Consider the following 24,966-nt stretch of genomic DNA (forward strand, 5'->3'; position numbering starts at 1 on the left):
GCGGTTCATGAAGTGCAGCGTTGCGACGGTCCTGCTGATGGGCGGCTGTTCATCGGCGCAGAAGACTTTTCCGCGTGTGGACGACGCCTTCGAGAATGACATGGATGTCGGACATTCGTCCTTCGATCTCGAACATCCCGGTCAGGCCGTGAGCGAATATGAGGCCGCCTACAAGCGGGCGCTTCTGAGAGATGATGTCTCCGCGCTGCACGATGCGGGTTTCAATCTGGCCGTGGCACGGCTGACCCTTGGTCGACCCGATGAGGCGCTGGAGACCGTATCCCGGACGCGGGCCGATCTCGCGCTTCGTGGCGTCGATGTCAGCAGCCTCGTGGATCTGAGCGTTGTGGAGGCCGCCGCCCAATACCGTGCGGGTCATTATGAGGACGCGCTTCGGCAGGCCGCCGCCGTCGCGGATCGAAGCGGCGTCGAGCCAGGATTGCGGGAGAGGGCCGCCTTTCTGGCGGGTCTGTCGGCCGATACGCTTGGGCGCCCCGATGTCGTCGCACGCAGCCTCGGCGTGATCTCCGGCGATCCGCGTGCGCCCGTTCACGAGCAAGCGGATCACAAGGAGCTTGCAAGCCGGCTCGATCTCTCGAACGGTCAGACGGAGGCAGCCTGGAATGAAGCGGCCGGGGCGGCCGACCTCCGGCGTGGCATGCTGGATTATCGCGGCATGACGCGTGCGCTGCGTCTCGCGGCGCGCGCGGCCCATGCGGCGGGACGCACTGATCTGGAAGCCGAATTCACGACCCGCGCTGCGCAGAGCGAAGCCCAGATGCCTCAGGTCAAGGCTGTTTCGAGGGATGCTCCGAGCGACTTGCCTGCACGGTAAGTCCCATGGCGGCAATGACGCCTCCCAGCGTCATCGTGCCGATCCAGTATTCGAGGCCGACACCGCCATAGGCGGCCAGACACGCGCCGAGCGCGGCCGCTGGCAGCAGGATGCTGACGAGCAGCAGAATTCCGGGCGCGAACGCTTTGTGTTGGCCCAGAAGACGCAGGATCCTGGGCTGACGCTGCGTATGCGCCAGAAAGGCGAGAGTCCAGAGTAGGATGGATAGGGCGATTGTCATGCCTGACGCCCCGGAGGCAGACGGGTCCAGGCGTAGAGTGCCGCCACGCCTGCGAGGGCGGCCACCACGTCGACGGCGACGAATACGTTGGCTCCCAGATGGGCGGTCCAGCCTGGACGGGTCAGACTATCGAGGAGCGGAAGGGCAAGTCCCAGACACCCGATCCAGGCCAGAAATCCCCGCCATGCGAAGAGGCTCTTCCGGCGGAAACTGCCGATGAGCGCTCCCGTGAAGACCGTCACGGCCATGGCGAAGAAGCTTCGCCACTCCCAGAGTGACCGCATCGGAAAATCGATCGGAAGCAGACGGTTCATCCAGAGCAGGAACAGTGCCGAGGCGGGAAATCCGAGAATGACCGTCATGGCGAGAGTTTCGGCGACAGCGAAGAGCGCGTCTTTCTCTTTCGTGCGGCGGTAACGGAGCAGAAACAGGATCAGGCCGCTTGTCATGAGCCCCGCGCCTGCGAGACCGGAACCGAAATACATCCAGCGCAGAGGCAGCGGCACCCACCGAGCGAAATGCACCCCGCGGAACGCCTGCTGGGAGATGGAAACCGCATCGCCGTGATGAACGGTGCGGCGCAACTCTCCCGTCGGGCTGAAATCGGCCTCGTCACGCATGAGCAGAAAGGTCGCGCTGTCGGCGCGCGTGGCCGTCACGCCGTTCCTGCCGAACAGCAGAGAACCCACATGCCCGGGGCCGTAAATCCGTTCGGCCTGGGCCAGGATCGGCCTGAGATCGGGAATGTCATAGGAAACGGCTTTTTCTGGCGGTTGGTGGCCGCCGCGCAGATCGGGCAGGATCGCGCCGGAATGCGCGACAACGCCCGTATAAGCCGTCGAGATGAGGAACGGCAGAACGAGGATGCCTGAAAGCACATGAAGGTCCATCCACGCCCGTGGCCGGGCCGCGAAGGGACGAAAAATCAGGAGATCGGAGAAGAGCGAACGGAGGTGAATGACGAGGCCGGAGCCAATCGCGACCAGCAGCGCGATACCCGCGCAATCGACAACCTGCCGACCGAGATCGTGGCCGAGGTCGAGCGTAAAGTGAAGATCGTAAAAGAACTGTCCTCCCACGGTCTGACGGGCATGCAGGGCGTCGCCCGTCTCGGGATCGAGGGCTTCCTTTACGGCCGCGTCGGCTTTGCCGTAGCGGATGCGGAGGACCGGGTCGCGCTCCGTCGGGAGATCTATGGAAGCGTTCTGCCCTTGCTGCCGCAGGGTTTCAACGCGCGCGCGCGCGGCCTCGACCAGTGTATCGGAGAGGGGAATGCGTGTCGTTCTCTGGATTTCGGGCTGCATCCAGCGGCCGATCTCGGTGTCGAAGGACGTGAGCGTGCCACCGGCGAAAATGACGAGGATGACGAGACCTCCGAGGAACCCGACCCAGCGATGCAGCCAGCCCATGCGTCCGCGGAGCGTATCGGTCGCCACTCTCGTCATTTCAGCCATAGCCATGTCAGCAGCGCGGCGAGGAAAAACGCTGTCAGCGCGATCACGCCCCGCCCGTCGCGACGCCAGCCGAATCCGATCAGAATCGAGAGGGGGATGAGGGCCGTGGCGAGCGTCTGTCCGATCAGGAAATCGTCGCGCCGGGGTGGGTGGGTGAGATGGCCGAAATCCGCAACGACCAGCCATGAAGTCGCATAGGCGAGCGTGATGACGGCGATCAACATGCAGGACCGCCGCCAGGAGAGAGAGGGCGGTCGCGAGGTAATCTTCGGAGCGGGCGAACTGCGAACCATTCGCATATTGCTACGGAGAACTTGCGGACTTGTAAAGGCAGTCCGATAGGTCTTCGTCACGACGTGGCGTGGAAGGGGCATCTTTCGCAAAAAATGCCCTGGTGGACTGCGATCAGTGACCTTCGGTCATGGGAGTCATCCCCAGTGCCTTGAGGAGCAGCCGGTCACGATGTTCGGCGGGATTTGGCGTCGTCAGGAGCTTGTCGCCGCAGAAAATCGAGTTGGCTCCCGCGAGAAAGGCCAGAGCATGGGTCTCGTCGCTCATCTGTTCGCGTCCGGCGGCGAGGCGCACATGGCTCGCAGGCATGGTGATGCGCGCCGCCGCGATGATCCGCACGAAGGTCAGGGGATCCACCGCATCGGCTTCGGCGAGAGGCGTCCCGGCAACCCGGACCAGCATGTTGATCGGCACGCTTTCGGGATGCTGGGGGAGGGAAGCCAGGGTGGCGAGCAGGCCCGCGCGGTCATCGGGGGCCTCTCCCATGCCGACGATCCCGCCACAGCAGACGTTGATGCCTGCGTTCCGCACGTTTTCGAGGGTATCGAGTCGTTCCTGGTAAGTCCGGGTCGAGATGATCTTGTCGTAGTATTCGGGTGAGGTATCGAGGTTATGGTTGTAATAATCGAGACCGGAATCGCGAAGACGTTTGCTCTGATGGGCGTCGAGCATCCCGAGCGTCACGCATGTTTCCAGTCCAAGCGACTTCACCCCCTCGATCATGGCGCAGACGGTGTCGAGATCGCGTTCTTTCGGTGAGCGCCATGCCGCGCCCATGCAGAAGCGTCCGGCGCCTGCCGCCTTGGCGGCGCGGGCTTCGGTCAGAACTTTCTCCACGGCCATGAGCTTTTCGGCCTTTACGCCGTCCTCATGCTTGGCGCTCTGCGGGCAGTAGGCGCAGTCTTCGGGGCAGCCGCCTGTCTTGATCGAAAGAAGCGTTGAGATCTGTACTTTTGTGGGATCGAAAAAAGCCCGATGGGCGGTTTGCGCGCGGTAGATCAATTCGGGAAAGGGCAGGGCGATGACGGCAGCGACTTCCTCACGTGTCCAGTCATGCCGGATTTCCGGGTGCCAGGGTTGGGGATGCGAAGGGTGGGCGCTCCGAAGGGGCGAGGCGGCGTGCGTGCCGCTTTCCGGGCGGGTCATGACGTCGGACATGCGGAGCTCCGTAAACCTTGAAAAAAGAGGTGCGAACTGCACCGGGGCACGCAGCGATGCCACAGCGCGGGCATATTTGTCACCTGAACTTGCGCAAGTTGCTACCCAAACGGGTCGGAACGTGGCATGGAGCCGGGCATGAAACACTGGCGTATCGAACAGCTTGACTGGGATGCGTTCGACGTATCGAAGGTCGATCCGGACATCATTCCTGTGGTGAAAGCTGCGGCGGTGGTCGAGCGCAATGGCCTTGATTACGCGATCTATCTCGGCAATGTCTTCGTTGGCGATCCTGATTTTCGCGCGGCCGCGGATAACTGGGCCGTCGAGGAAGTGCAGCACGGCGACGCTCTGGGGAAATGGGCGATGCTCGCCGACCCCACGTGGGATTACATGGAAGCCTTCGCCCGCTATCGCGCGACCTATCACATCGAGCAGGACGTGGATGCTTCGATTCGAGGATCACGCTGCGGCGAGTTGATTGCCCGATGTATGGTCGAGACGGGAACGTCATCGTTTTACACGGCCCTTGCCGATGCCACTGACGAGCCCGTGCTTAAGGCGCTCTGCAAACAGATCGCGGCAGACGAATATCGTCATTTCAAGCTCTTCTACGATCACATGCACCGCTATCTCAAACGCGAGAAGCTCGGTGTCCTGGCGCGCACGCGTATTGCCCTGGGGCGTGTGACCGAGAGTGAGGACGACGAACTCGCCACCGCCTATTACACAACCAACGAATCTGCCGATCGTCCTTACAATCACGAGCAATGCATCGCGGCCTACATGTCTCGCGCGATGGGCGTCTATCAGCCACATCATATCAAACGTGTCACAAGCATGATTTTCAAGACGATCGGTCTGACGCCTCACTCACGGCTCCAGGCGCTCACCTCGCGCGCGATGTATGCGCTGATCCAGATGCGGCTGCGCAAGTTCCGCAAGGTGGCGCCGGCCCAGTAAGAAGCCAGTGGGGAGAGTCCGGCGGTGAGAAGCCTGTAACGGCGCGTGGAATAATCTGTTATGTTTTTTACATTCCGGCTCCCCCAATTGGGTTAGGATGGAACGTGAACCCGTCGTCGAGAGTCGGAGTTATTCTGATGACCTATCGTCCCAGTTTTCGTACGTCATGCGGCATGGCGTCCGCAGTCGTGCTCGCCACCTGCTCTTTCTTTGCGACAGGCGCGAAAGCCGATCCCTACTCGCTTCCGATCGCCTCCTATGGACCCGTTCCGGTCGGAGCCACGCCTTCCGCGTCCACCGTCTCGCTCCAGCAGCTTGCGGCACAGGTCGGTCTGGCGGCCTTCACGGCGCCGAACTGGCACGAGGGGACACTGCGTCATATTGTGATGTTCCGCTACAAGTCTTCCAGCACCCCCGCGCAGCGTTCCGAGGTGACGGCTCGATTCCTGCATCTGGCTCAGGACTCCCGTCGTGCCGATGGCAAGCCTCTGGTCGTGTCGATCGAGACAGGCATGCAGACGAGCGGAGAGGGCACGGATGACGGTCTTCAGCAGGCATTCCTGCTGACCTTCCGTTCGGAAGGAGACAGGAATTACTACGTCGGCAAGCCGGTCATTACAGATTCGGCCTATTTTGATCCGGCTCATGAAGCTTTCAAGCAGTTTGCGGCCCCCTATCTTGAAAAGGTGGTCGTTTTTGATTTCTCCGTGCAGGCAGTGTCCGCGCCGTCCGCTTCACATGGCAAGCGTCGGGGCCGTTAATTTCCGGGAGCGCTAAATTCCGACGTTGGTATCTGTGCAACGCTGAAACAAACTGTATGCTGTGATGCAATATCCTGCTTTCGCTAGGATTGAATGCATGTATAGGAGCATACAGAACGTGAATTCTGTTAAACGCACGCGTTTTCTGGGTCTTCTGGCCGCAGTGAGTGCGATCGCCCTGAATGGCGGCGCATCGGCTCACGCCGCTTCCGAGAAGGTTCAGCCCTACAAGAACGGTTGGGGCTTCGATGTCGCCGGGATGGACAAGAGCGTCAAGGCTGGCGACAATTTCTTTCGCTATGCCAACGGCACCTATCTCGATCATATCCAGATCCCCCCTGACAAATCGACGTTCGGTCCGTTTTCGATCCTCGCCGATGTCGCGCGCGAGCGCGTTCAGGGTATTCTGACGGCTGCGGGCAAAACCGCTCCGGCGGGTGATCCGACGACGACGGAAGCCAAGCTCGGGGTCTATTACGCGACGTTCCTCGACGAAGCGCGGGCCGAACAGCTCGGCGCCACGCCTCTGAAGGGCGATCTGGATCAGGTGAAGGCCGTCCATGACGCCGCTTCCCTCGCCGAACTTTTCGGCAGGGCACAGAGTTCGTTCCAGTTCAATCCTTTCAGCGTTGGAATTGGTCCGGACGCCAAAGACCCAACGCAGAATGCGCTTGAAATCGGTCAGGGTAGTCTCGGTCTCCCGGATCGCGACTATTATCTAAAACCGGAATTCGCGAAAAAGAAAACGGCCTATCAGGCCTATATTGCCAAGATGCTGGGTCTCGTCGGCTGGGAGAATCCGGCGGACGCGGCGGCGAAGGTCGTGGCGCTCGAAACCGAGATCGCAAAAATTCAGTGGGCGCGCGTGGATCGCCGTGATCCGGTCAAGACCTACAATCCCACGACGATCGGCGACCTGTCCAAGAGTGCGCCAGGCATCGAATGGATCACGTTGTTCAAGGCGGCTGGCCTTCCGACCAGCGATATCTCCGGAACCCGGATCATTGTCGACGAGCCCAGCGCCGTCGCCGGAACCGCGAAGGTCATCAAGGCGGCGGATCTCGATGTCATCCGGGCATGGCTGGCCTTCCATCTCGCTGACAACGCCGCCCCGGCGCTTTCAAAGGCCTTCGTGCAGGCCGATTTCGAGTTCAATGCTCATGAGCTGAACGGCCAGCAGCAGTTGTCGGAGCGCTGGAAGCGCGCTGTCGGCGCAACGGGCCGCGCCATGGGGTTTGCGATCGGCAAGGTGTATGTCGACAAGTATTTCCCGCCTTCGGCCAAGGCCAGCATCACGGAACTGACCCAGCAGGTTAAGGCCGCTTTCGCCGAGCGACTGCATCATGTTACGTGGATGGCGCCCGAGACGCGTGACGCGGCCGAGCAGAAGCTCAACAACTTCCTGATCATCGTCGGCTATCCCGCGAAGTGGCGCACCTATGACGGCCTGGTCGTCAAGAATGGCGACATCTATGGCAACATGGAGCGTTCGAGCGCCTTCGAATGGCAGTACGAACTGAGCCACTTCGGCAAGCCCGTCGATCGCGAAGAGTGGCTCATGACGCCGCAGACCGTGAACGCCTACAACAACCCGACGCAGGTTGAAGTCGTGTTCCCCGCTGCGATCCTTCAGCCGCCGTTCTTCGATCCGAAAGGCGATGCCGCCGTCAATTACGGCGCGATCGGTGGTGTGATTGGCCATGAGATGACCCACTCCTTCGACGACCAGGGCCGTCAGTTCGACGAGCATGGCCGCCTTCACCAGTGGTGGAAGGACGAGGACGTCAAGCGCTTCCAGGCGCTCGCGGACAAGTTCGGCAAGCAGTATGACGCGTTCGAGGTCGTGCCGGGCACGCATCTCAACGGCAAGCTGACGATGGGCGAGAACATCGCCGACCTTGGTGGTCTGACGCTGGCGCTCGACGCCTATCACGCTTCTCTTCATGGCAAGCCCGCGCCGGTCGTTCATGGCCTGACGGGTGACCAGCGCGTGTTCCTGGGCTGGGCCCAGGTCTGGCGCGAGAAGGTGCGTGACGATGCGGCGCGCAATTATGCGACGGTCGATCCGCATTCGGCGCCGCAGGCCCGCGTCAACATCCCGATGCACAATATCGATGCGTGGTACAAGGCGTTCGACGTGAAGCCGGGTGAGAAGCTGTATCTGACACCGGAAGAACGCGTGAAGATCTGGTAAAAATGTCTTCCACTCCTGCCGCGCTCTAGGCTTGCCAAAAAGTGGCAGGGGTGGTGTGACACCACATTCTGAAGTCTTCACGAGGAGTACGCATCCATGACCAGCATAACGCTCGGCCACTTGCGCGACACATTGCATGCCGGATGTGCGGCAGCCGTAGCGCGGGTGCTCGATGCCTATGAAATGGATGTGTCGTTCGTCGATGCGTCTCCGGATGAACTTCCGGATATGCTGGAAGCGGGCGAGATCGATCTGCTCGTTTCCGTCTGGCTCCCTCGTGACGAAAAGCTCGTCAACGCCGGTTTCAGGTCCCTGGGCGAGTTGTATCTGCCGCAGAATCTATGGGCTGCTACGACTCCCCTGCCGCCGATCGACAGGATTGGCACGGGCGACGTGGCCTGCGTCATCACGACTCCCGAGCTTGCGCCTGTCGTTCAGGCCGCCCTGGAGACGCTTCCTGCGTTGCGCGGGGTTTCCATCGAGATCGTCGATGACGAGGAAATTTACGATCGTGTGATCCGGTTTTCGGAGGCGAGGCCGTGCATTGTGGCGCTGGCACAGCCTCATGCGCTTTTCCATGCCGACGTTTTGCACCAGATTGAGGATCCGGAATTTCGGCTCGGTCGGGAAATGCGGGCGTGTATGATTTTGCGCGAGAGTGTGGCGTCACGCCTGGACTCCGACATGATCGACGAGCTTTCGGAGATGATGCTCGGCAACAAGGTCATGAGTGCTCTGGATTATCTGATCAGGGTTGAAGGCGTTGATCCTGAAGATGCGGCGGAATCCTGGCAGCGGGGTCGTCTGATCCCGCGTTGAACGCATCACTGGTGATTGTTTTCGGGGCGGCTCCCAGAGCGGATAATACGCCCAGCAGGGCGATGCGGCTTCGGGTCGCCGCTGCGGCGCGATTTGCTTCTGATCATCCGGACGCACGGATTCTCCTGACCGGCGGTGTCAGCCACCGTCAGAAGCGTTCCGGGCCGAGTGAGGCCGCGATCATGGCGGCGCTTCTCAAGGCAAACGGAGTGTCAGGATCTGAAGTATGGCTCGAAGATCAGGCGACCGATACGTTCGACTCGGTTGTGTTCTGCAACGATTTTCTGCGTGCGCGGGGATATGCAGGGCCTGTATGGGTATGTTCCAGTCGCTATCATCTGCCGCGTTGCGCCTTGTTGATGCGGATGCTCGGCTGGAAAGTGTATTGTATGCGGGCGCTTGAAGAACGGCGCGAACGCGGTGATCATGATTATGTGTATCGGGTCTATTGGCGTCTGAGAGAAATTCCAGCCATCCTGTGGGATGGTTTTCTGATGCTTCGTCATCGTTCGTGTCTTCGTTAACAGAACAGGTGTGGTTTGATGTTTCAGGCTCCTGACGCTTCCGCCGTGTTCGATACGTTTAAGAACCGAAGCGACGAGGACTGGCTTTCCATTCTGGTATCGTCTCTCCAGATTCCTGAAATAGATGGCGCGCATATGCCGCGCTTCCCGCCCGATGATCTCCAGCGCGAGATTCACGGCCATAGCGGAGAGGTGTCGCTACACGAGGCTCATGTATTTTATCGTGAGATCAAGGCCTATTGTTCCTATGTCGGCCGCCCCGTGATGCCGGAGACGCGGGTTCTCGATTTCGGTTGCGGCTGGGGACGCGTGACGCGCCTTTTCATGAAAGACGTGCGCCCCGACAATCTGTTCGGGGTGGATTCGACATCGCGATTCCTGATCGAGGCGCGACGCTGCAATCCGGCTCTGAATTTCCTGTCTTGCCAGTTGGTGCCCCCCCTGCTGATGGGAGATGGCACATTCGACCTCATTACCTCCTGGTCCGTATTTTCGCATCTGGACGAATTTCTCGCCGGTCATTGGATCCGCGAGTTTCATCGCCTGCTTAGACCGGGGGGTATCGCCATTCTGACGACCCAAAGTCGCCGGTTCATCGGATTCTGTGCCGAAATGAGAGCGCGTCGGGCTTCGGGAATGCGTCTCGAGCACGGATGGTATGAAGCGTGTGCGGACAGTTTCACGGATGAGGCCCACGCGAATTCACGTTATGAAGCCGGAATGTTTCTGCATGCCGCGTCCGTTCAGGCACCTCATCCGCAGGCGCATTACGGCGAGGCGATTATTCCCCGGAATTACGTGGTCAAGCAGTGGGGCAGTCTGTTCCGTCTGGTTGAGTTTCTCGACAATCCGGTGCGACTGCCGCAGGTCATGATCGTCCTCCAGAAAATCTGAAGAATAGGAGTTCAGCGAATGGCTGCGCGACGCGCCCATTCGTGGAGAGCAAAGGCGCCGATCATGCCCGCGACGTCTGTTCCCGCCGTATTCATGAGGCTGCGGCCGCCGAATGGTCCTGCCCATGAAAGAGCAAACAGTCCAAGAAAATAGACGAGCATCCAGCTGCTGCTGCGTATATCGGCCCGCAGCAGGGTCCTGCCGCCGGTTGTCGCGCGCCAGGCCATCAAGGCCAGCGCCAGAACCATGACCGTCGGCATCAGCCAGCGTAGCGTGTTCCAGCCTGCCCAGAGCACGATCAGTGTGGCGATGCCGAAAGAGAGCGGAGAGAGGAGGCCGAAGCCGCGAACGCGGAAAGGTCTCGCCATGTCGGGGCGGCTATGTCGCAATCCTGCCGCGCTGGTGGGGGCGAGGGCATAGCTGAGCATCAGGGCTGAGGAGACGACGGAGATCAGGGCCTGCCACGACGGAAAGGGCAGGGTCCAGAAGAGCGCCAGTGCGAAGCTCAGGGCAAGCGCGGGGCCGGGGACGCCGGTTTTCGCGTCCACGCGGCTGAACAGGGCAGGAAGCGTGCCGCCTTTCGCCCACGCATAGACGACGCGCGGCGTCGCGGAGAGATAGATGTTGCCGGTACCGGTCGGTGACAGGATGGCGTCGATGACGACCAGCGTTGCCAGTGCCCCCAGTCCGAGAGCAACCGCGATATCGTGGAAAGGCAGGGGAAGATGGCTGGAAATGTCATTCCAGCCATTGGCCAGTTCCGACGCCGGAAGACTACCGATGAACGCTGTCTGCAGGAGGACATACACCAGGGTGGAAAGCGCCACGGATGCTACGAGGGCGATCGGAATCGTGCGTTGGGGATTTTTGACCTCGCTGGCGACCGCAAGGATCGGCGTCAGCCCGAGATAGGCGAAAATGATGCCGCCCGTGGAAACGGCGACCTGAACTCCCGAAGCGCCATGAGGGGCGAAGCCATGAGCCGAGAAGTTCGCGCCGTGCATGTGGGCGAGCAACAGAATGATGACCAGCCCCGGCACGCAGAATTTGAAAACGGTGACGATGTTGTTGATGAGCGCGAACGTGGCGATTCCACGCCGGTTGATCGCATAGAGAACGGCGAGGACCGCCGTCTGGAGGCACCAGCCCGTCAGTGTCGGATTTCCGGCCGCATCCCTGTTGAGGCCGGGAATCCAAGCCCCAGCATATTGACGCGCGGCCACGATTTCGATGGCGATCAGGCTCGTAAAAGCGATGGTCGTGATCAGACCCATTAAAAAACCCGCGACCGGGCCATGGGATGTTTCGGGAAAACGGACGACACCGCCCGCGACGGGCAGGGCAGCGCCGAGTTCACAGTAAATAACGCCGAGCAGCAGGACGGCGACGCCGCCGATGATCCAGGACAGGATACTGGCGGGACCAGCCACGTCCGCGACATGCGCGGCGGCGAAGAGCCAGCCCGACCCGAAAATCGAGCCAAAGCCGATCATCGTGAGATCGAGAAGGCCAAGATTGCGTTTGAAGGCGTCGGGACGGGTCTCTGACATCGGCTCCTGGGGGGTTCTCACGGATCAAGACCGCGAATGTGACCCCCATTCGTTTCGTTATCAATAGGGCTATCGGCAACCGGTCCTGTGCACGCGGCTGTTCGTGCGAAATCGCTGGTTACGGAAGGAGCTTGGAAGTGCGGATTCAGGCGGCTCGACCGCCATTGACGATACCGGGCATCCATGGCTGCTGCTCGCGCAGTTTCCCGGCTTCCGCAGGTGCGCTGCGAATGACCATCGCCTGCGTCGTTGCAAGTTCGATGACGCGTTCCGGTTTGTCTCCGAAGAACTCCGAGAAAGCGCGCGCTACGCCTTCGATAATGGAATGATCGTGCGTCAGAATGATTCCGCCCGGCACCATGCGGGGGTAGAAAAACTCCAGCCCGGCGAGCGTGGCGTCGTGAAGATCCACATCGAGGTGAACGAAGCTGAAGCGCAGGTCTTCCAGACCATGCGCGGTCTCAGGGAAAATACCGCGATGATAATGCACATCCGTATAGCCCCGGAGCGCATTCTTCACGCGCGGGAGCGTGCCTTTGAACTGCCCGCTGCTGAAAACTTTCCCGTCCTTTGTCGAGGGCTCAGGGAGGCCCTCGAACGTATCGAACAGATGCAGTGGGCGGCTACCCTTGGCGGCACACAACACGGCGGCTGATGCGCCCTGATAGACACCGAACTCCGCCATGACGCCAGGAAGCGCGGCCTGGGCCTGGGCGAACTCGTGAAGCATGAAGGCTTCGTCACTGCTGAGCAGGGAAGCACTGCGTCGCGTGGCGTCTCGCAGGCGCTCGATGGTGACGGGTTTCTTGTGACCGGCGAGAAGACTCATCTGAAGCCGGTTCTGAAGACCGCAGGTGAGCGAGCGGGCCAGGGAATTACCACCGATGAAACGGCGCAGCTTTTCGTTTCGCATCCACATGATCGGGTCAGAAGTCCTTATCCAGGCACCGTGTCACTCCACGGTGGGCGGGCGTTCGAGAAGAAGCTCTCGCGCCCGAGCGAGATCGATACCGCCGTCGAGAAACCGCGCCACGACATTCGTGACGGGCATATCGACGCCGTGTCTGCGTGCGAGTGCAAGCAGCGCGGGAGCCGTCGCCACGCCCTCCGCGACCGTCGTCCGGCTGCGAAGGATTGTGTCGAGTGTCTCGCCCTGTCCCAAAGCAATACCGAGACTATAGTTCCGTGAACCTGCGCCTGTGCACGTTAATATCAGATCCCCAAGGCCGCTTAGACCGGCGATGGTGGCGGCTTTGCCGCCCAATGCTTCCGTCAGTCGCCCGATTTCCACGATACTGCGGGTGATGAGGGCGGCACGGGCATTTTCGCCAAGTCCAGCTCCGATCGCGATCCCGGCAGCGATCGCCACGACATTTTTCGCGGCGCCGGCGATCTGCACGCCCAGCGGGTCATCGCTGGCGTATAGGCGCAACGTCGGCGTGGAGAGCAGGGCGGCGTAGCGTCGGGCGTCGTCCAGCCTCGCTGCCGCGAGCGTTGCGGCGGCGGGAAGACCGCCGGCGATCTCGATGGCGAAATTCGGACCCGAGAGCATCGCGTGCGACCGGTGCGGCTGTGTTTCGGCCAGAATGTCCAGAGGCAGCGCGCCAGTAACGTTTTCCACACCCTTGCAGCATGCGACGAGCGGAGACGTGCCAGGCAGGCGGGCTGCCACGGATCGCAGGGTTTGCAGCGGTACCGTGAGCAGTGTGAGGTCCGCGTCGAGTGGAAACGTGCCCGTCACGGAAACGTTGTCCGGCAGGGAAATCTGGGGAAGTCGCGGCAGGCTGCGCACCGTTCCGGCCACGGGGGAGCGCATCCACAGGGTGACGCGGCGTCCCGCAAGACCCTCGGCGCAGGCCAGGGCGATCCCCCAGGCACCCGCTCCGATAATCGCGATATGACGCTCCGCCATCCTATTCCTCCGCGATCCATTCTACAGAAGCTTCGCCGTTTTCCGGGGCCAGCAATGGGGTCAACGCACGAAGGATCGAAGCGGCTTCTTCGTCGAAACGATAAGGTGGCCGCGCGACCAGCAGGCCGCTGCCATTCAGACGCGCGGGATCGAGGGGCGGCCGAAGATTCAGTTCGCAGGCGAGGAGCGCGCGTTGTCCCTGGTCGCGGAGGGTATCGAAGAAGGCGCGGACGGGCGCGCGGTGCTTGATGGGATACCACACCGCGATGACTCCCGTCGGGAAGCGCTCTCGCGTCTCCACGATCGCGCTGGCGAGCCGGGAGAATTCGTCGGTCTGTTCGAACGGAGCGTCCATGAGCACCAGGCCTCGCTTCTGGGGCTTCGGCGGCAGCAGCGCCCGCATGGCCTCATACGCGTCCCGATGGTGAACCGCGACCTGCGCGTTGCCACGAAAGAGGCGCCGCAATGGCCGCACGTCATCGGGATGGAGTTCGCAGGCCATCAGCCTGTCCTGAGGGCGCAGAGCGTCGGCGATGAGCGCGGGCGAGCCGGGATAGCACGCCGGTGCTCCGAGGCGGCGTATCGTCGCGAGATAGGGCGCGAGAACTTCGGCGTCGCTGTCCAGAACACGCCCGACGCCATCACGCCATTCTCCCGTTTTTTCGGCTTCCTCGCCAGACAGGTCGTACAGACCGCAACCCGCATGGGTGTCGAGTACGGCAAAACCGCCGTCCTTGCGTCCGAGGGCCGCGAGGAGAGAAAGCAGAAGGGTGTGTTTCATCACATCGGCGAAGTTGCCGGCGTGATAGGCATGTCGGTAGTTCATGCCGGTCTTCGTATGGCGGCGCGGCTCCGGCGTCCAGAAGCGGATGTTCCGGGCAAGGCTTTCCGCCTGTCTGTCCGGATTTTCAGGCGTGCCGGATTTTCATGCGTGAACGGGGACCAGTTCATCCAGCGGCCAGCGAGGGCGGGGAAGGACGGCCAGTTCGTCCTCCATGCCGAGATCGAGGGTCGAGCGCGCGCGCAGACGCTCGAGGGCTGCCCAGCCGACCATGACGGCATTGTCGGTGCACAGGCGCAACGGCGGCGCAACGAAGCGGATGCCATGCTGATGCGCGACAGTTTCGAGTCTTGCGCGCAGTTCGCCATTCGCCGCCACGCCTCCGGCGACGACGAGGGCGGAAGCGTCCGGCGCCATGCCCAGCGCGTTTTCGGCACGATCGGCCATGACGTCCGCAACGTTGCGCTGAAAGCTTGCGGCGATATCGGCGGCGTGCTGACGCGGCAGGGGTTCCCGTCCATAAGGCGCGAGCACGCGTGCGACGGCGGTCTTGAGGCCTGAGAAAGAAAACTCGCAGCCCGCGCGTCCCATCAGCGGGCGGGGAAGTGCCACGGCTGTTGGATCGCCTTCGCGCGCGAGCTTTTCGAGGGCCGGTCCGCCCGGCCAGCCGAGGCCGAGCAGTTTCGCGACCTTGTCGAACGCCTCGCCCGCCGCATCGTCGATCGTGCCGCCCAGCTTTTCATAGTTGCCGATGCCGCGAACCGCGACGCACTGACAATGGCCGCCCGAAACCAGCAGCAGGAGATAGGGAAAGGAGAGCGGCGGCGATGAGAGGCCGGGCAGGCGCGGCGTCAGGGCATGAGCTTCGATGTGATTGACGGCGATGAAAGGCCGTTGCCGTGCGATCGCCAGTCCTTTGGCGAAGGAACTTCCGACGATCAGGCCGCCAATCAGGCCCGGGCCGGTGGTCGCTGCGAAAGCCCCGATCTCGCCGAGTGTCATGCCTGCCTGTTCGACGGTGCGGGCCACCAGTCCGGGTAGCACCGTGAGATGGGCGCGGGCCGCGATTTCGGGCACGACGCCGCCCAGCGGCGCGTGTTCGTTCTGGGAATGCACGGCTTCCGCAAGAATGCGTCCGTCCGCCGCCAGAATCGCGCATGCGCTGTCATCGCATGATGACTCAATGGCGAGGAGTGCGCCCCCGGAAAGCAGGCCTCCGGAAAGCAGACCTCCTGGAAGCAGATCAGGTCGTGTATCGGCAGTCATGACGACCGATATACGTGCGCGCCGCGCTCCACGCGAGAGCGAAGCGCGCCAGTGACTGTGTGAACGGCGGACGGCCCCTCAGATGAAGGCTTGGAAAGCCTTGCATATGACATCTTTTCACGCCCGCGCGCGTGGACTACGTATCGCGCATGAACGCACACCCGCAGATCGGGGCCGTGAGCGCCCTGGCTGATTCCCTGCAACGCGTTGCCGCCGAAGCGATGCGACGTCAGGCCGAATCTCATCCGCCGTCCCACAAGCGGACGCTTCCCCTGCGGGTCGGCACACGAGGCTCTCCGCTGGCGCTGGTCCAGACACGCGCTTTCCTCACGCGGCTGACGCGATTCTGTCCTGTTCTGCGGGACATGGGCGCGTTTCAGGAACACCAGATCAGCACGACCGGCGATCAGGTCCTTTCGCGTGCTCTCGCAGAAATCGGCGGCAAGGGGCTGTTTTCGAAAGAAATACATGAGGCTTTGTCGGCGGGCCGTATCGATTTTGCCGTGCATAGCCTCAAGGATCTCGAGACCACTCTTCCCCCCGGTCTGGAACTGGCCTGCACGTTGCGGCGCGAAGATGCCCGGGATGTCCTGATCCTTCATCCGCGTCTGCGCGCCGAACTGGCCAAGCTGCCGCCCGACGCGGACCCGCTCGATATCCTGCCGATGAACGCGGTGGTCGGCTGTTCGTCCGTGCGCCGTCAGGCGCAGATGCTCCACCGGCGGCCCGATCTGCGGTTCTGCCTGTTGCGCGGCAACGTCCAGACGCGTCTGGACAAGCTGGCGGGAGGAGCTTGCGACGCCACGTTGCTCGCGTTGGCGGGGTTGCGTCGGCTTGGCATGGAAGACCGGGCGGATGTGATTCTCTCGCCCGCCGACATGCTTCCCGCGTCGGGACAGGGCATCGTGGGCGTGACGGCGCGTTCTTCGGACGAGGAATTGCTCGACCTGCTTTCGGCCATCGAAGATCCTGAAGCCCGGGCGGTCGCAACCGCCGAGCGTTCGCTGCTGGCCGTTCTCGACGGATCGTGCCGCACGCCGATCGGTGGTTATGCGCGGCTTCTCCCGCGTGAAAACGGGGAGGTTTCGCCCGGCCCCTTGGGTGCCTACGACCTCGTTCTGACGGGTCTCGTCGCACGCGAAGATGGATCGTTCCTTCTGCGCCGTGAAGTGCGCGGAGCGCCTGCGGACGCGTACAGGCTCGGTCAGGAGCTTGGCGCGTCGCTCAGGGCGGAGTCTCCCGCGGATATTTTCGCGGATATCGCGCCGAACTGACCAGACCGATGAACTCCGGTCGATGCGTGATCGTCACCCGTCCGGAGCCGGGACTGTCCGATACGCTCGCCCGGGTGGAAGATCTCGGGTGGCGACCGATCGCCTCTCCGATGCTCGAGATCCGACATAAAGCGATGTCGAGGCCGCCGGGAGTGTTTCGCTGTGTCGTGGTGACGAGCGGGCAGGCGCTTCCGGCCTGCGCGGCGGCGCTGCCTTCAGACAGTCCGATTCTGGCTGTGGGCACGGCGACGGCCGAACGCGCGCGCGATGTCGGCTTTACGCAGGTTCGGGCGGCGCAGGGGGATGCTGAAAGCCTGCTGGATCTCCTCGGCTATTCACCGCAACGGGGTGAACGCATCCTGCTTCCGACCGGCAGCCGCGTTGGGCAGGATTTCGCCGCCCGAATGCGTGCGAATGGTTGGCATGTCGTGCGCCGTATCGCCTACGAGATCGCTCCCATCCGAACGCTCTCCGATGAGGCGTCTCAGGCGCTGGACGCCCATGAAACGCATGCCGTTCTGTTTTTTTCGGCAGCGACGGCGCGCGCTTTTAACCTTGCCGCGCAAGCGTGGCGACCCGCTCTCCGGGCGTGCCGGGCGGTCGTCCTGTCAGAGCAGGTTGCGACCGGGCTTCGTCGTGAGGACTGGAAAACTATCGAGGTCGCGCGTCAACCGGGACAGGCTGCTTTGCTTGATGTTCTCGGGCGTCCCTGACAAGCTTCCTCTGTAAATGTCGCGGGCGAATGTCGTGAGCAAGTTTCGTAGGCGCGATCGAGGACTCCGGCATACATCGGAAGAAAGCGGAAGCAGGGAGGATAAAATGGCGCAGGGTCAGCCAGGTGGGGCGTCGCGCGTGAGGCGCAGGCGAAGCGCCGTCGCGATGATGGCGTTTTCCGTTCTCGCCGTTCTCGCGAGGGTCACGCCCGCATTCGCTGCGACGCCGATCCTGCCCGCCGTGGCTCCGGGCTATGGCGTCGGCGTTTTCGCACCCGGCGTACCATCCGCCCGCGAGTTCGCCGCGGGGCCGCCGGGGCTAATGTTCGTAGGGTCGAAAACGGCGGGAAATGTTTATGCCTTGTCTTACGATCCGCTCAGTCCGACAAAAGCGACCCGAGTGCGTGTGATCGCGCGCGGGTTCGAGATGCCGACCGGAATCGCCTACCGCAACGGGGATCTTTATATCGCCGATATACGCCGGATACTGGTCGTACGCGACGTTCTTCATCATCTCGACGCCCCTGCGAAGCCAGAGGTGATCGTCAACGACCTTCCCTGGAAGGAGGGCGATCACGACTGGAAATTCATAGCATTCGGGCCGGACGGGAAGCTTTATGTCCCGATCGGCTCGCCTTGTAACGCCTGTTACACCGGCCCTGATTTCGCGACGATCCTGCGTATGAACGCCGACGGTTCGCAGCGCGAGCGGATCGCGTCAGGGGTTCGCAATACGGTCGGATTCGACTGGCAGCCGGGCACGGGCACGTTCTGGTTTACCGAAAACGGTCGCGATAATCTGGGCGACGACCTCCCGAGTGACGAGCTGAACAGGCTGGATAAGGTCGGGGCGCATTTCGGCTTCCCCTATTGTCATCAGGGCGATCTTGCCGATCCGGAACTCGGCCAGGGGCATCCTTGCGAGCGTTATACGCCTCCCGCGGTGCGGCTCGGCGCGCATCTGGCCCCGCTGGGCATGCGGTTTTACACGGGCACGGCCATGCCGGAACTTCGGGGAGGCGTCGTCATCGCGGAACACGGCTCCTGGAACCGGACGGGATATGCGGGATACCGGGTGATCGGGTTGCCGCGCGTTCCGACCACAGGAACCGCCACGGCGAAGGGAGAGATCGTCCTGATGAATTTCCTGACGCCTGATGGTCAGGTCACCGGGCGGCCCGCGGACGTCCAGCCGCTTTCTGATGGCTCGATTCTGGTCAGTGACGACCGTCAGGGCGCGATCTTTCGCCTGGTCGGCAAAGAAAAGGCGTCCTGAAAAGGACGCCGTTACAGGCTTTTCAGCCCCGACGCCGCCGTCAGGGCGTCAGGGTTTCGCGGAGCCGGTTCAGGCGTGGCCGGCGGGTTCCGGGAACTGGGCCGCGCGCTTGGACTGCCACAGAGCCATGAAGTCGATCGGCGCCAGCACCACGGGCGGGAAGCCGCCGTCACGTGTGATGTCGCTGATGATGCCGCGAGCGAACGGGAAGATCAGGCGGGGTACTTCGATCAGCAGGAGTGGCTCGATCAGTTCCTGAGGGGCGTTGGTCAACGTCACGATGGCCGCATAGGACAGCTCCGCGATGAAAACCGTGCGACCGGGCTTGCCGCCTTCCTGTTCAGGCGCTTCGGAGGCTTCGACGCGCGTGACCAGCGTGACTTCGTAAACGGGGTCGTTTTCCTCGAGCGATTCGACCTTCACGTCGATGTTCACGCCCACCTGGGGAGGATTGCGCAGCGTGCGGAAAATGGCTGCGCCCGCGGGCACCTCGAAGGAAAGATCCTTCGTGTATTGCAGGTTGATGGTGAGCGGGATGCCCGGCGGTCCGGCGTTTTCCATGGCGTCATTGGCGGGGGGCGTATTGGTCTCGGACATAGGCTCTCTCGATAGGACGTCGATGCCCGCGCCGGGGCGACGCAGGCATTCTTTCATCGGCGGTAGCATGGAGCGGCGAAGTCGCCAACAGCCGAATGATGGCGGCGGTTCAACCATCGGGCTTTCTCGCCGTCGCGACACACGCAGAGAAAACGACGCGTATCGGTTGTGAAGCCGCGGACAAAAACCTAACTAAAGGGACGTCCGTATTTTGCGAGTTCCGTTGTCCATGTCCGCGCTATCCCATATTCCGTACGATATCATCATATTCGGCATCGTGAGCGTGCTGCTGGCTTACAGGCTGCGCGGCGTGCTTGGCCGGAGGATGGGCAGCGAGCCCATGGTCGCCGTGTCTCCCGCCGCTGCCGTGGCGCCCGTGGTCCCTCCTTCTTCGAAACCCGAAACGGACGAGCCCGCGGCGTCGTTCGATGTCCCCGCGCCTGGCACCCGTGTGGGTGATATCCTGGTCGAGATCGCAAAGGCCGATCCAGGCTTTTCGGCCACGCAGTTCCTCCGGGGCGCGGAGACGTCTTTCCGCGCGATCGTCACCGCGTTCGCCATGGGTGATCGCGACAAGCTTGCGCATGCGCTCACGCCAGCCGCCTGCAAGGACTTTGTAGCGGCGATCGACGCGCGCGAAGCCGAGGAGCAGGTCCAGCAAACCGAAATCGTCGCGGTGAACTCGCTGGCCATTCAGGACGCTGTCCTGACGACGCTGGCGGACGGTCAGAGGGAGGGGACGATCGACGTGCTGATCGTCTCCCGTCAGATCAGTCTTCTTCATGACCGCGATGCCCAGCCGCTCGTCGGAACCGAGTCCGTCACGGAGTTCTCCGATCTGTGGCGTTTCGAGCGGATCTTCGGCGCGCCGGTTTCGGGCGCATCCTGGCGTCTTGCTTCGGTACGCGCCGCCTGACCCGTCGTTCCGGGCATCATTTAGGCAGCAGCTTCATGACGCATGGCAGCGATGGTTGCCTCTGGGCTCCATCAGGCGACCGCCCAAAGAGAAGGTCCATCGTGACGTGACCCGAGCCGCCGCTGTCTCCAGCGATTGTCACATCCGCACGCGTCGGGAAGAGGTCGGGCCTCATACGCTCATCCGGGGGGATTCCCTGCGGGTGCTGCGTCGCATGGAGGCGGGGAGCGTGGACGTGGTGATCACGTCGCCGCCCTATAATATCGGCCTGTCCTACCGCAGTTATCAGGATTCCCTGACGGAAGAGGCTTATCTCGACTGGATGACGGCCATAGCCGCCCAGTTGGCGCGGGTCCTGCGACCGGGAGGATCGTTTTTTCTGAACATCGCCGGTTCATCGGCGGCGCCCTGGCTGCCATTCGAACTCATGGTCCGCCTCAGGGCGCTTTTCGTGCTTCAGAATCATATCACGTGGATCAAGTCCGTCGCCATCGCGGATGTGACGCACGGTCATTTCAAACCCGTCAATTCCTCCCGCTACGTCAATCGTAATCATGAGCACGTTTTTCATCTGACTCTCGACGGCAACGTGCCGCTCGAACGTCTCGCGGCAGGCGTTCCGTTTACGGACAAATCCAATATTGCCCGACGTCAACACGCGGCCGACCGCCGCTGCCGTGGGGACACCTGGTTCATTCCCTACGAAACCGTTCAGACGCGGAAACAGAAATTTCTCCATCCGGCCACGTTTCCCGTGGCTCTGCCTCTGGCCTGTCTGAAACTGCATGGAGCGGGCGACGGGTCGGTCGTCCTCGACCCTTTCATGGGAACCGGCACGAGCCTACTGGCGGCTGAGTCCGTCGGGGCCGTCGGGATCGGCATCGACCGCGATACCCGATACGTCGCCGTCGCGCGCGCGCGTCTCAGGGAAGCTCTTGGGGAACGGCTTGATCGGCCTGACCGATCATAATCATTGGTAGCATCATTTTGACAATATATTCCAAATCCTGACATGACGGTCACGACTTAGTGACTTTCGACGGGGGATATGGGCGTGCGGCAAGGTTTGGTGAAGAAAGCGGTGGCTGGACTGGCCCTCGCGGGCGTGGTGGCTTATGGCGGGACGATCGCCTACCTGACGCATTTCGATCACGCCGGTGCGCCGACACTTCCGGCTGACAGCCCGACGCTCAAGGATCCGGTCGCTCTGGCGGCGTTCAACGCTCTGCGTGAGACGCGCTGCGATTATTGTCACACGAGGGGCGCCGATCTACCGTTTTATTTCCATGTGCCGATCGCCAAACAGATCATGTCGCGCGATCTGGAGCAGGGTCTGCGCCATTTCCGGATCGAGCCGGTCCTCGCGGCGTTGCGGTCTGGGCAGGCGCCGACGGTTGAGCAACTGACCCGCATCGAGACCGTCATCGAACAGAACCGGATGCCGCCGGGCGCTTATCTGCTGATGCATCCGCATGCGTATATGACCGGGAAGGAGCGTCGTGACGTGATCGCCTGGACGCGTGAAGTGCGCGCGCGTCATTATGCTGGACAGGGTGTTGCTCCGCAGTTCGCCGCGGAGCCCATCCAGCCCATTCCTGAGAAGATGGATGTGAACTGGGAGAAAGCCGCTCTGGGCCGCGATCTTTTTTTCGACAAGAGGCTTTCAGGAGATGGCACGCTCAATTGCGCAAGCTGCCATGGTCTCGATAAGGGGGGTGTCGATCATCTGGTCACGGCCACGGGGATTCACGACCAGAAGGGGCCGATCAATGTCCCGACCGTCTATAATTCCGTTTTCAACCTTGCGCAGTTCTGGAACGGGCGTGCGCGGGATCTGGCCGCGCAGGCGGCTGGTCCCGTGACCAATCCGGTGGAAATGGGCTCTCATGACTGGACGGTGGCGGCGGCCCATATCTTGGCGGTCCCCGGTTATGCGGCGCGTTTCGAGGCCGTTTATGGCGCGGATACCGTCAATCAGGCGACGATCACCGACGCCATCGCCGAATATGAAAAGACGCTGGTCACGCCGGACAGTCGTTTCGACAGATATCTCAAGGGCGATAACAAAGCGATCTCGGCGCAGGAATTGCGGGGGTATGAGCGGTTCAAGGCAATCGGTTGCGCCGCCTGTCACAACGGTGTGGCCGTAGGTGGCGGGGCTTACGAGATCATGGGGCTGGAAGGCCCGTATTTCGCGGATCGCAAACTCCCCATCACCGACGCGGACAAGGGACGTGAGACCTTTACAAGCAGCCGCGACGATTTTGAACGTTTCAAGGTTCCCAACCTGCGCAACATTGAGCTGACCGGGCCGTATTTCCATGATGGCAGCGCCAAAACGCTTCCTGACGCCGTTCGTGCCATGGCGCGCTACCAGACGACGGATCACGCGGTCAGCGAGCAGGATGTCGCGGATATTACGGCGTTTCTCAAAACGCTGACGGGCACCTATGACGGCATGCCGCTCAAGGACGTCCCGGCGGATGCGCCGCTTCGCATGGATGCTCCTGCTCCCTGATCCTTCCCGCGTTCCCTGCGCATGGTTTACGGCCTGAAGCCCCCGCTGTTCTCTGGACGGCAGGGGCTCTCTCCTTTAGGGGCGGAGAGGAGCAGGGGTGAAAAGGATCAGTTGTGGCGCGGCGGACACTGGGAGAAGATGAAGCTGCGTTGTGGTCCGCCTTCGCGCGCGGGATCAAACCCCTCAAATCGGCAAAGGCCCGGAAGGCCATCGGCACCGTGACTGGGAAGTCCGGGGATATGTCGACACGCTCTGTGGATGCCTCCGCGACCGGCATGCCTCTTGCGAGAGCGCAGAAGGCGCCTGCGCGTGTCTGGCTCACCATTGGCGGTGCGGGATCCGAACCTCCCCGCAAAACGGTCTCGATGCAGACGGCCGTCGAAATCGGAGTCCGTCGGCCGGGCCTCGACGATACAAGCTGGCGCGCGCTCTCGACGGGTCGCATGCGCCCCCAGAGAACACTCGATCTGCATGGCCATTTTGCGCAGGATGCCTTCGAGGAGCTTCATGCCTTTCTGGCGCGTTGCAGCGCTCATGGCATACGCTGCGTCGAAGTCGTGACGGGGCTCGGAAGCGGTCGTGAGGGCGGTGTCATTCGTCGTGAACTGCCGCTCTGGCTGGGCCGTGCCGATCTCAAACCGATGATTCTGGCTGTCGTTCATACACATGCACGCAACCACGGCGCTGTGAGGATATTGCTTCGTGCCCGTCAGGCCGGGCGACGTCCGGGAAATGCGCCGTAGTCTTTTTCATCTTCGCCTGGCGTGCATCACTTCTGGACGCCACGACCTGATCCATCAGGTCGGGCGCGTTTCCTGATGGGCGCGCCAGCGCGGCGTGTTGGCGTTGACCCATCGACGCAAGGCCAGGAGAGCGGTCAGATCGGGCGTGAGATCGCTCAGGAAGCGCGTCGTGCTGGACCCGGCGGACAGGGCGAGCCCGCGGTTTTTGGCCCAATCGGTAAGGTTGGGCGTTGCAATGGCGAGTTCCGCCGCATGACGCCAGCGCGCGACATTCTGGGGCGAGGTGAGCATCGGCACGACGAGGGCGGCGTCAATGGCCGCCGCCGCGGCGATGGCTTTCCAGGCTGTGAAGAGGGCGCCGTCCGGCAGGCGGTGATGCGTCTGCTGGTAGGCCTGTTCGAATGTCGGATAGGCGCCGTCGATCAGGCCCGTCTGGAAGATGGGCGTCACACCTTCCGGTGCTTCCGCCAGAATCTGGTCGAGCGTTGTCCCTTCCGCTCCCGGCGTGATCTGAACGGCATCGACCGTCCCGGCGGAGAGCGCGGCGAAGGCTTCCCTGTAGGTCGGAATGTTCGGCACGGGCGTGGGGCGCAGGCCGAGGATGGACAGTCCGAGCAGGCTCGTCAGCTCCGCGCCGGTGGGCTGTGAAACCGCCAGACGCACGGAGCGGTCTCGAAAGAAATCCGAAACGCGGGCGCGCAGACTCGCGTGCAGGAACGGACGCGCCAGCGTGACGACAGGCGCGCTGGCCATGAGAATGGGCACCCAGCGCGTATAGTCGAAATGAACGCGCTGATCGGCGCACATGGCCGCGATGACGGCCGCACCCGGCACCAGAAGGGAGGTCGACCCGTCTCCAAAGGAGCCGATGTCGAACGCATTGGCGGCCGTGACGCCGTCCCGTCCAATGTCAGGATTGGTCGAGAGCGGCATGCCGCCGGAGAGGCTCGACGCCAGAGTGCGGGCAAGCAGAGGGCCAAGCTGCCCCGGCACGGTCCCTGGCGCGCCTCCGACGATGATCGTGGGGCGGGCGCTGTCCGAGGCCGCGTTATCGTCGCCTATATCCAGGGCGACCGCCGCATGTGCACGGCCTGACGCGACGCCCAGCATGGCCGCCCCGCCGAATGCCCGCACGAGGCCCCGGCGCGTCAGCCCTCGCATCGTCTCAGCCCCGGGCATCGTCGGCTCCCTCGAGTCATGCGATTCTTCAATCGATGCGTGTCCCTCGTCGTTCATGCGAACCATTCAGAATAGGCGACATTGAGGCAAAAGGACGGCGCGAGGTT

25 protein-coding genes are annotated in these 24,966 nt (G+C 62.4%); 14 read left to right on the forward strand and 11 right to left on the reverse strand.

What is annotated here, in order from left to right:
• The first annotated feature begins 7 nt into the window (after positions 1 to 7).
• Positions 8 to 835, forward strand: coding sequence for a hypothetical protein (locus PWM43_RS04960; protein ID WP_289841458.1), 828 nt, complete (start codon positions 8 to 10; stop codon positions 833 to 835).
• Here PWM43_RS04960 and PWM43_RS04965 read toward each other — a convergent pair.
• From PWM43_RS04965 to bioB, 4 genes are all read right to left on the reverse strand, one after another.
• Entirely contained in the window at positions 789 to 1,076 is a 288-nt protein-coding gene (locus PWM43_RS04965) for a hypothetical protein (protein ID WP_289841459.1), read from the reverse strand. The two genes, PWM43_RS04960 and PWM43_RS04965, sit on opposite strands and share 47 nt — an antisense overlap.
• On the reverse strand, positions 1,073 to 2,530 hold the full coding sequence (locus tag PWM43_RS04970; protein ID WP_289841460.1) for a PepSY-associated TM helix domain-containing protein: 1,458 nt from the start codon (positions 2,528 to 2,530) through the stop codon (positions 1,073 to 1,075). The genes PWM43_RS04965 and PWM43_RS04970 overlap by 4 nt, the downstream gene beginning before the upstream one ends.
• Positions 2,518 to 2,754 carry a hypothetical protein gene (locus PWM43_RS04975; protein ID WP_289841461.1) on the reverse strand — a complete coding sequence of 79 codons (237 nt, stop codon included), beginning with the start codon at positions 2,752 to 2,754 and terminating at the stop codon, positions 2,518 to 2,520. Before PWM43_RS04975 ends, PWM43_RS04970 begins: the two co-directional genes overlap by 13 nt.
• Positions 2,755 to 2,935: 181 nt before the next feature.
• Positions 2,936 to 3,979 (reverse strand): biotin synthase BioB, encoded by a 1,044-nt coding sequence (gene bioB, locus PWM43_RS04980; protein ID WP_289841462.1) that lies wholly within the window; start codon positions 3,977 to 3,979, stop codon positions 2,936 to 2,938.
• A gap of 138 nt (positions 3,980 to 4,117) precedes the next feature.
• On the opposite strand from bioB, the gene PWM43_RS04985 reads away from it, so the two are divergent.
• The 6 genes from PWM43_RS04985 to PWM43_RS05010 all read left to right on the forward strand — a co-directional run bounded on the left by PWM43_RS04985 (position 4,118) and on the right by PWM43_RS05010 (position 10,134).
• On the forward strand, positions 4,118 to 4,942 hold the full coding sequence (locus tag PWM43_RS04985; RefSeq protein WP_289841463.1) for a ferritin-like domain-containing protein: 825 nt from the start codon (positions 4,118 to 4,120) through the stop codon (positions 4,940 to 4,942).
• A 137-nt stretch (positions 4,943 to 5,079) separates the two neighbouring features.
• A complete protein-coding gene (locus PWM43_RS04990) occupies positions 5,080 to 5,703 on the forward strand; it encodes a Dabb family protein (RefSeq protein WP_394356031.1) in 624 nt (207 codons plus the stop codon).
• Positions 5,704 to 5,800: 97 nt separating this feature from the next.
• Positions 5,801 to 7,897: a M13 family metallopeptidase gene (locus tag PWM43_RS04995; protein ID WP_408869595.1), complete on the forward strand. Its 2,097-nt coding sequence runs from the start codon at positions 5,801 to 5,803 to the stop codon at positions 7,895 to 7,897.
• A 96-nt stretch (positions 7,898 to 7,993) separates the two neighbouring features.
• The gene (locus PWM43_RS05000; RefSeq protein WP_289841464.1) at positions 7,994 to 8,716 is read left to right on the forward strand and encodes a glycine betaine ABC transporter substrate-binding protein; all 723 of its coding nucleotides are present in this window, start codon (positions 7,994 to 7,996) and stop codon (positions 8,714 to 8,716) included.
• Positions 8,713 to 9,240: a YdcF family protein gene (locus tag PWM43_RS05005; RefSeq protein WP_289841465.1), complete on the forward strand. Its 528-nt coding sequence runs from the start codon at positions 8,713 to 8,715 to the stop codon at positions 9,238 to 9,240. The genes PWM43_RS05000 and PWM43_RS05005 overlap by 4 nt, the downstream gene beginning before the upstream one ends.
• Positions 9,241 to 9,258: 18 nt before the next feature.
• The gene (locus tag PWM43_RS05010) at positions 9,259 to 10,134 is read left to right on the forward strand and encodes a class I SAM-dependent methyltransferase (RefSeq protein WP_289841466.1); all 876 of its coding nucleotides are present in this window, start codon (positions 9,259 to 9,261) and stop codon (positions 10,132 to 10,134) included.
• An 11-nt stretch (positions 10,135 to 10,145) separates the two neighbouring features.
• On the opposite strand, the gene PWM43_RS05015 is transcribed toward PWM43_RS05010, so the two are convergent.
• The 5 genes from PWM43_RS05015 to tsaD all read right to left on the reverse strand — a co-directional run bounded on the left by PWM43_RS05015 (position 10,146) and on the right by tsaD (position 15,643).
• Positions 10,146 to 11,684, reverse strand: a complete 1,539-nt coding sequence (locus PWM43_RS05015) for an APC family permease (RefSeq protein ID WP_289841467.1) — start codon at positions 11,682 to 11,684, stop codon at positions 10,146 to 10,148.
• A 145-nt stretch (positions 11,685 to 11,829) separates the two neighbouring features.
• On the reverse strand, positions 11,830 to 12,597 hold the full coding sequence (locus tag PWM43_RS05020) for a TylF/MycF/NovP-related O-methyltransferase (protein WP_289841468.1): 768 nt from the start codon (positions 12,595 to 12,597) through the stop codon (positions 11,830 to 11,832).
• Positions 12,598 to 12,636: 39 nt separating this feature from the next.
• Positions 12,637 to 13,596 carry an NAD(P)H-dependent glycerol-3-phosphate dehydrogenase gene (locus tag PWM43_RS05025; protein ID WP_289841469.1) on the reverse strand — a complete coding sequence of 320 codons (960 nt, stop codon included), beginning with the start codon at positions 13,594 to 13,596 and terminating at the stop codon, positions 12,637 to 12,639.
• Between the two features lies 1 nt (position 13,597).
• Positions 13,598 to 14,422: a 23S rRNA (adenine(2030)-N(6))-methyltransferase RlmJ gene (locus PWM43_RS05030; RefSeq protein ID WP_289841470.1), complete on the reverse strand. Its 825-nt coding sequence runs from the start codon at positions 14,420 to 14,422 to the stop codon at positions 13,598 to 13,600.
• A gap of 99 nt (positions 14,423 to 14,521) precedes the next feature.
• Positions 14,522 to 15,643 carry a tRNA (adenosine(37)-N6)-threonylcarbamoyltransferase complex transferase subunit TsaD gene (gene tsaD / locus PWM43_RS05035; protein WP_289841471.1) on the reverse strand — a complete coding sequence of 374 codons (1,122 nt, stop codon included), beginning with the start codon at positions 15,641 to 15,643 and terminating at the stop codon, positions 14,522 to 14,524.
• A gap of 149 nt (positions 15,644 to 15,792) precedes the next feature.
• On the opposite strand from tsaD, the gene hemC reads away from it, so the two are divergent.
• The 3 genes from hemC (at position 15,793) to PWM43_RS05050 (ending at position 18,906) form a co-directional block, all read left to right on the forward strand.
• Positions 15,793 to 16,917 carry a hydroxymethylbilane synthase gene (gene hemC / locus PWM43_RS05040; protein ID WP_289841472.1) on the forward strand — a complete coding sequence of 375 codons (1,125 nt, stop codon included), beginning with the start codon at positions 15,793 to 15,795 and terminating at the stop codon, positions 16,915 to 16,917.
• An 8-nt stretch (positions 16,918 to 16,925) separates the two neighbouring features.
• On the forward strand, positions 16,926 to 17,630 hold the full coding sequence (locus PWM43_RS05045) for a uroporphyrinogen-III synthase (protein ID WP_289841473.1): 705 nt from the start codon (positions 16,926 to 16,928) through the stop codon (positions 17,628 to 17,630).
• Between the two features lie 106 nt (positions 17,631 to 17,736).
• A complete protein-coding gene (locus tag PWM43_RS05050; protein WP_289841474.1) occupies positions 17,737 to 18,906 on the forward strand; it encodes a PQQ-dependent sugar dehydrogenase in 1,170 nt (389 codons plus the stop codon).
• A 69-nt stretch (positions 18,907 to 18,975) separates the two neighbouring features.
• Here the strand turns inward: PWM43_RS05050 and secB are convergent, their stop codons facing one another.
• Positions 18,976 to 19,503, reverse strand: coding sequence for a protein-export chaperone SecB (gene secB, locus PWM43_RS05055; RefSeq protein ID WP_289841475.1), 528 nt, complete (start codon positions 19,501 to 19,503; stop codon positions 18,976 to 18,978).
• Positions 19,504 to 19,732: 229 nt separating this feature from the next.
• On the opposite strand from secB, the gene PWM43_RS05060 reads away from it, so the two are divergent.
• The 4 genes from PWM43_RS05060 (at position 19,733) to PWM43_RS05075 (ending at position 23,680) form a co-directional block, all read left to right on the forward strand.
• The gene (locus PWM43_RS05060) at positions 19,733 to 20,419 is read left to right on the forward strand and encodes a Tim44/TimA family putative adaptor protein (protein WP_289841476.1); all 687 of its coding nucleotides are present in this window, start codon (positions 19,733 to 19,735) and stop codon (positions 20,417 to 20,419) included.
• 106 nt (positions 20,420 to 20,525) lie between these two features.
• Positions 20,526 to 21,389, forward strand: a complete 864-nt coding sequence (locus PWM43_RS05065) for a DNA-methyltransferase (protein WP_289841477.1) — start codon at positions 20,526 to 20,528, stop codon at positions 21,387 to 21,389.
• A 99-nt stretch (positions 21,390 to 21,488) separates the two neighbouring features.
• On the forward strand, positions 21,489 to 22,937 hold the full coding sequence (locus tag PWM43_RS05070; protein WP_394356044.1) for a cytochrome-c peroxidase: 1,449 nt from the start codon (positions 21,489 to 21,491) through the stop codon (positions 22,935 to 22,937).
• Positions 22,938 to 23,050: 113 nt separating this feature from the next.
• Positions 23,051 to 23,680: a Smr/MutS family protein gene (locus tag PWM43_RS05075; protein ID WP_394356033.1), complete on the forward strand. Its 630-nt coding sequence runs from the start codon at positions 23,051 to 23,053 to the stop codon at positions 23,678 to 23,680.
• Positions 23,681 to 23,734: 54 nt separating this feature from the next.
• Here the strand turns inward: PWM43_RS05075 and PWM43_RS05080 are convergent, their stop codons facing one another.
• Positions 23,735 to 24,859 carry a hypothetical protein gene (locus PWM43_RS05080; protein WP_289841480.1) on the reverse strand — a complete coding sequence of 375 codons (1,125 nt, stop codon included), beginning with the start codon at positions 24,857 to 24,859 and terminating at the stop codon, positions 23,735 to 23,737.
• Positions 24,860 to 24,966: the final 107 nt, after the last annotated feature.

The organism is Brytella acorum, assembly GCF_029309905.1.
Taxonomy (GTDB): Bacteria; Pseudomonadota; Alphaproteobacteria; order Acetobacterales; family Acetobacteraceae; genus Brytella; species Brytella acorum.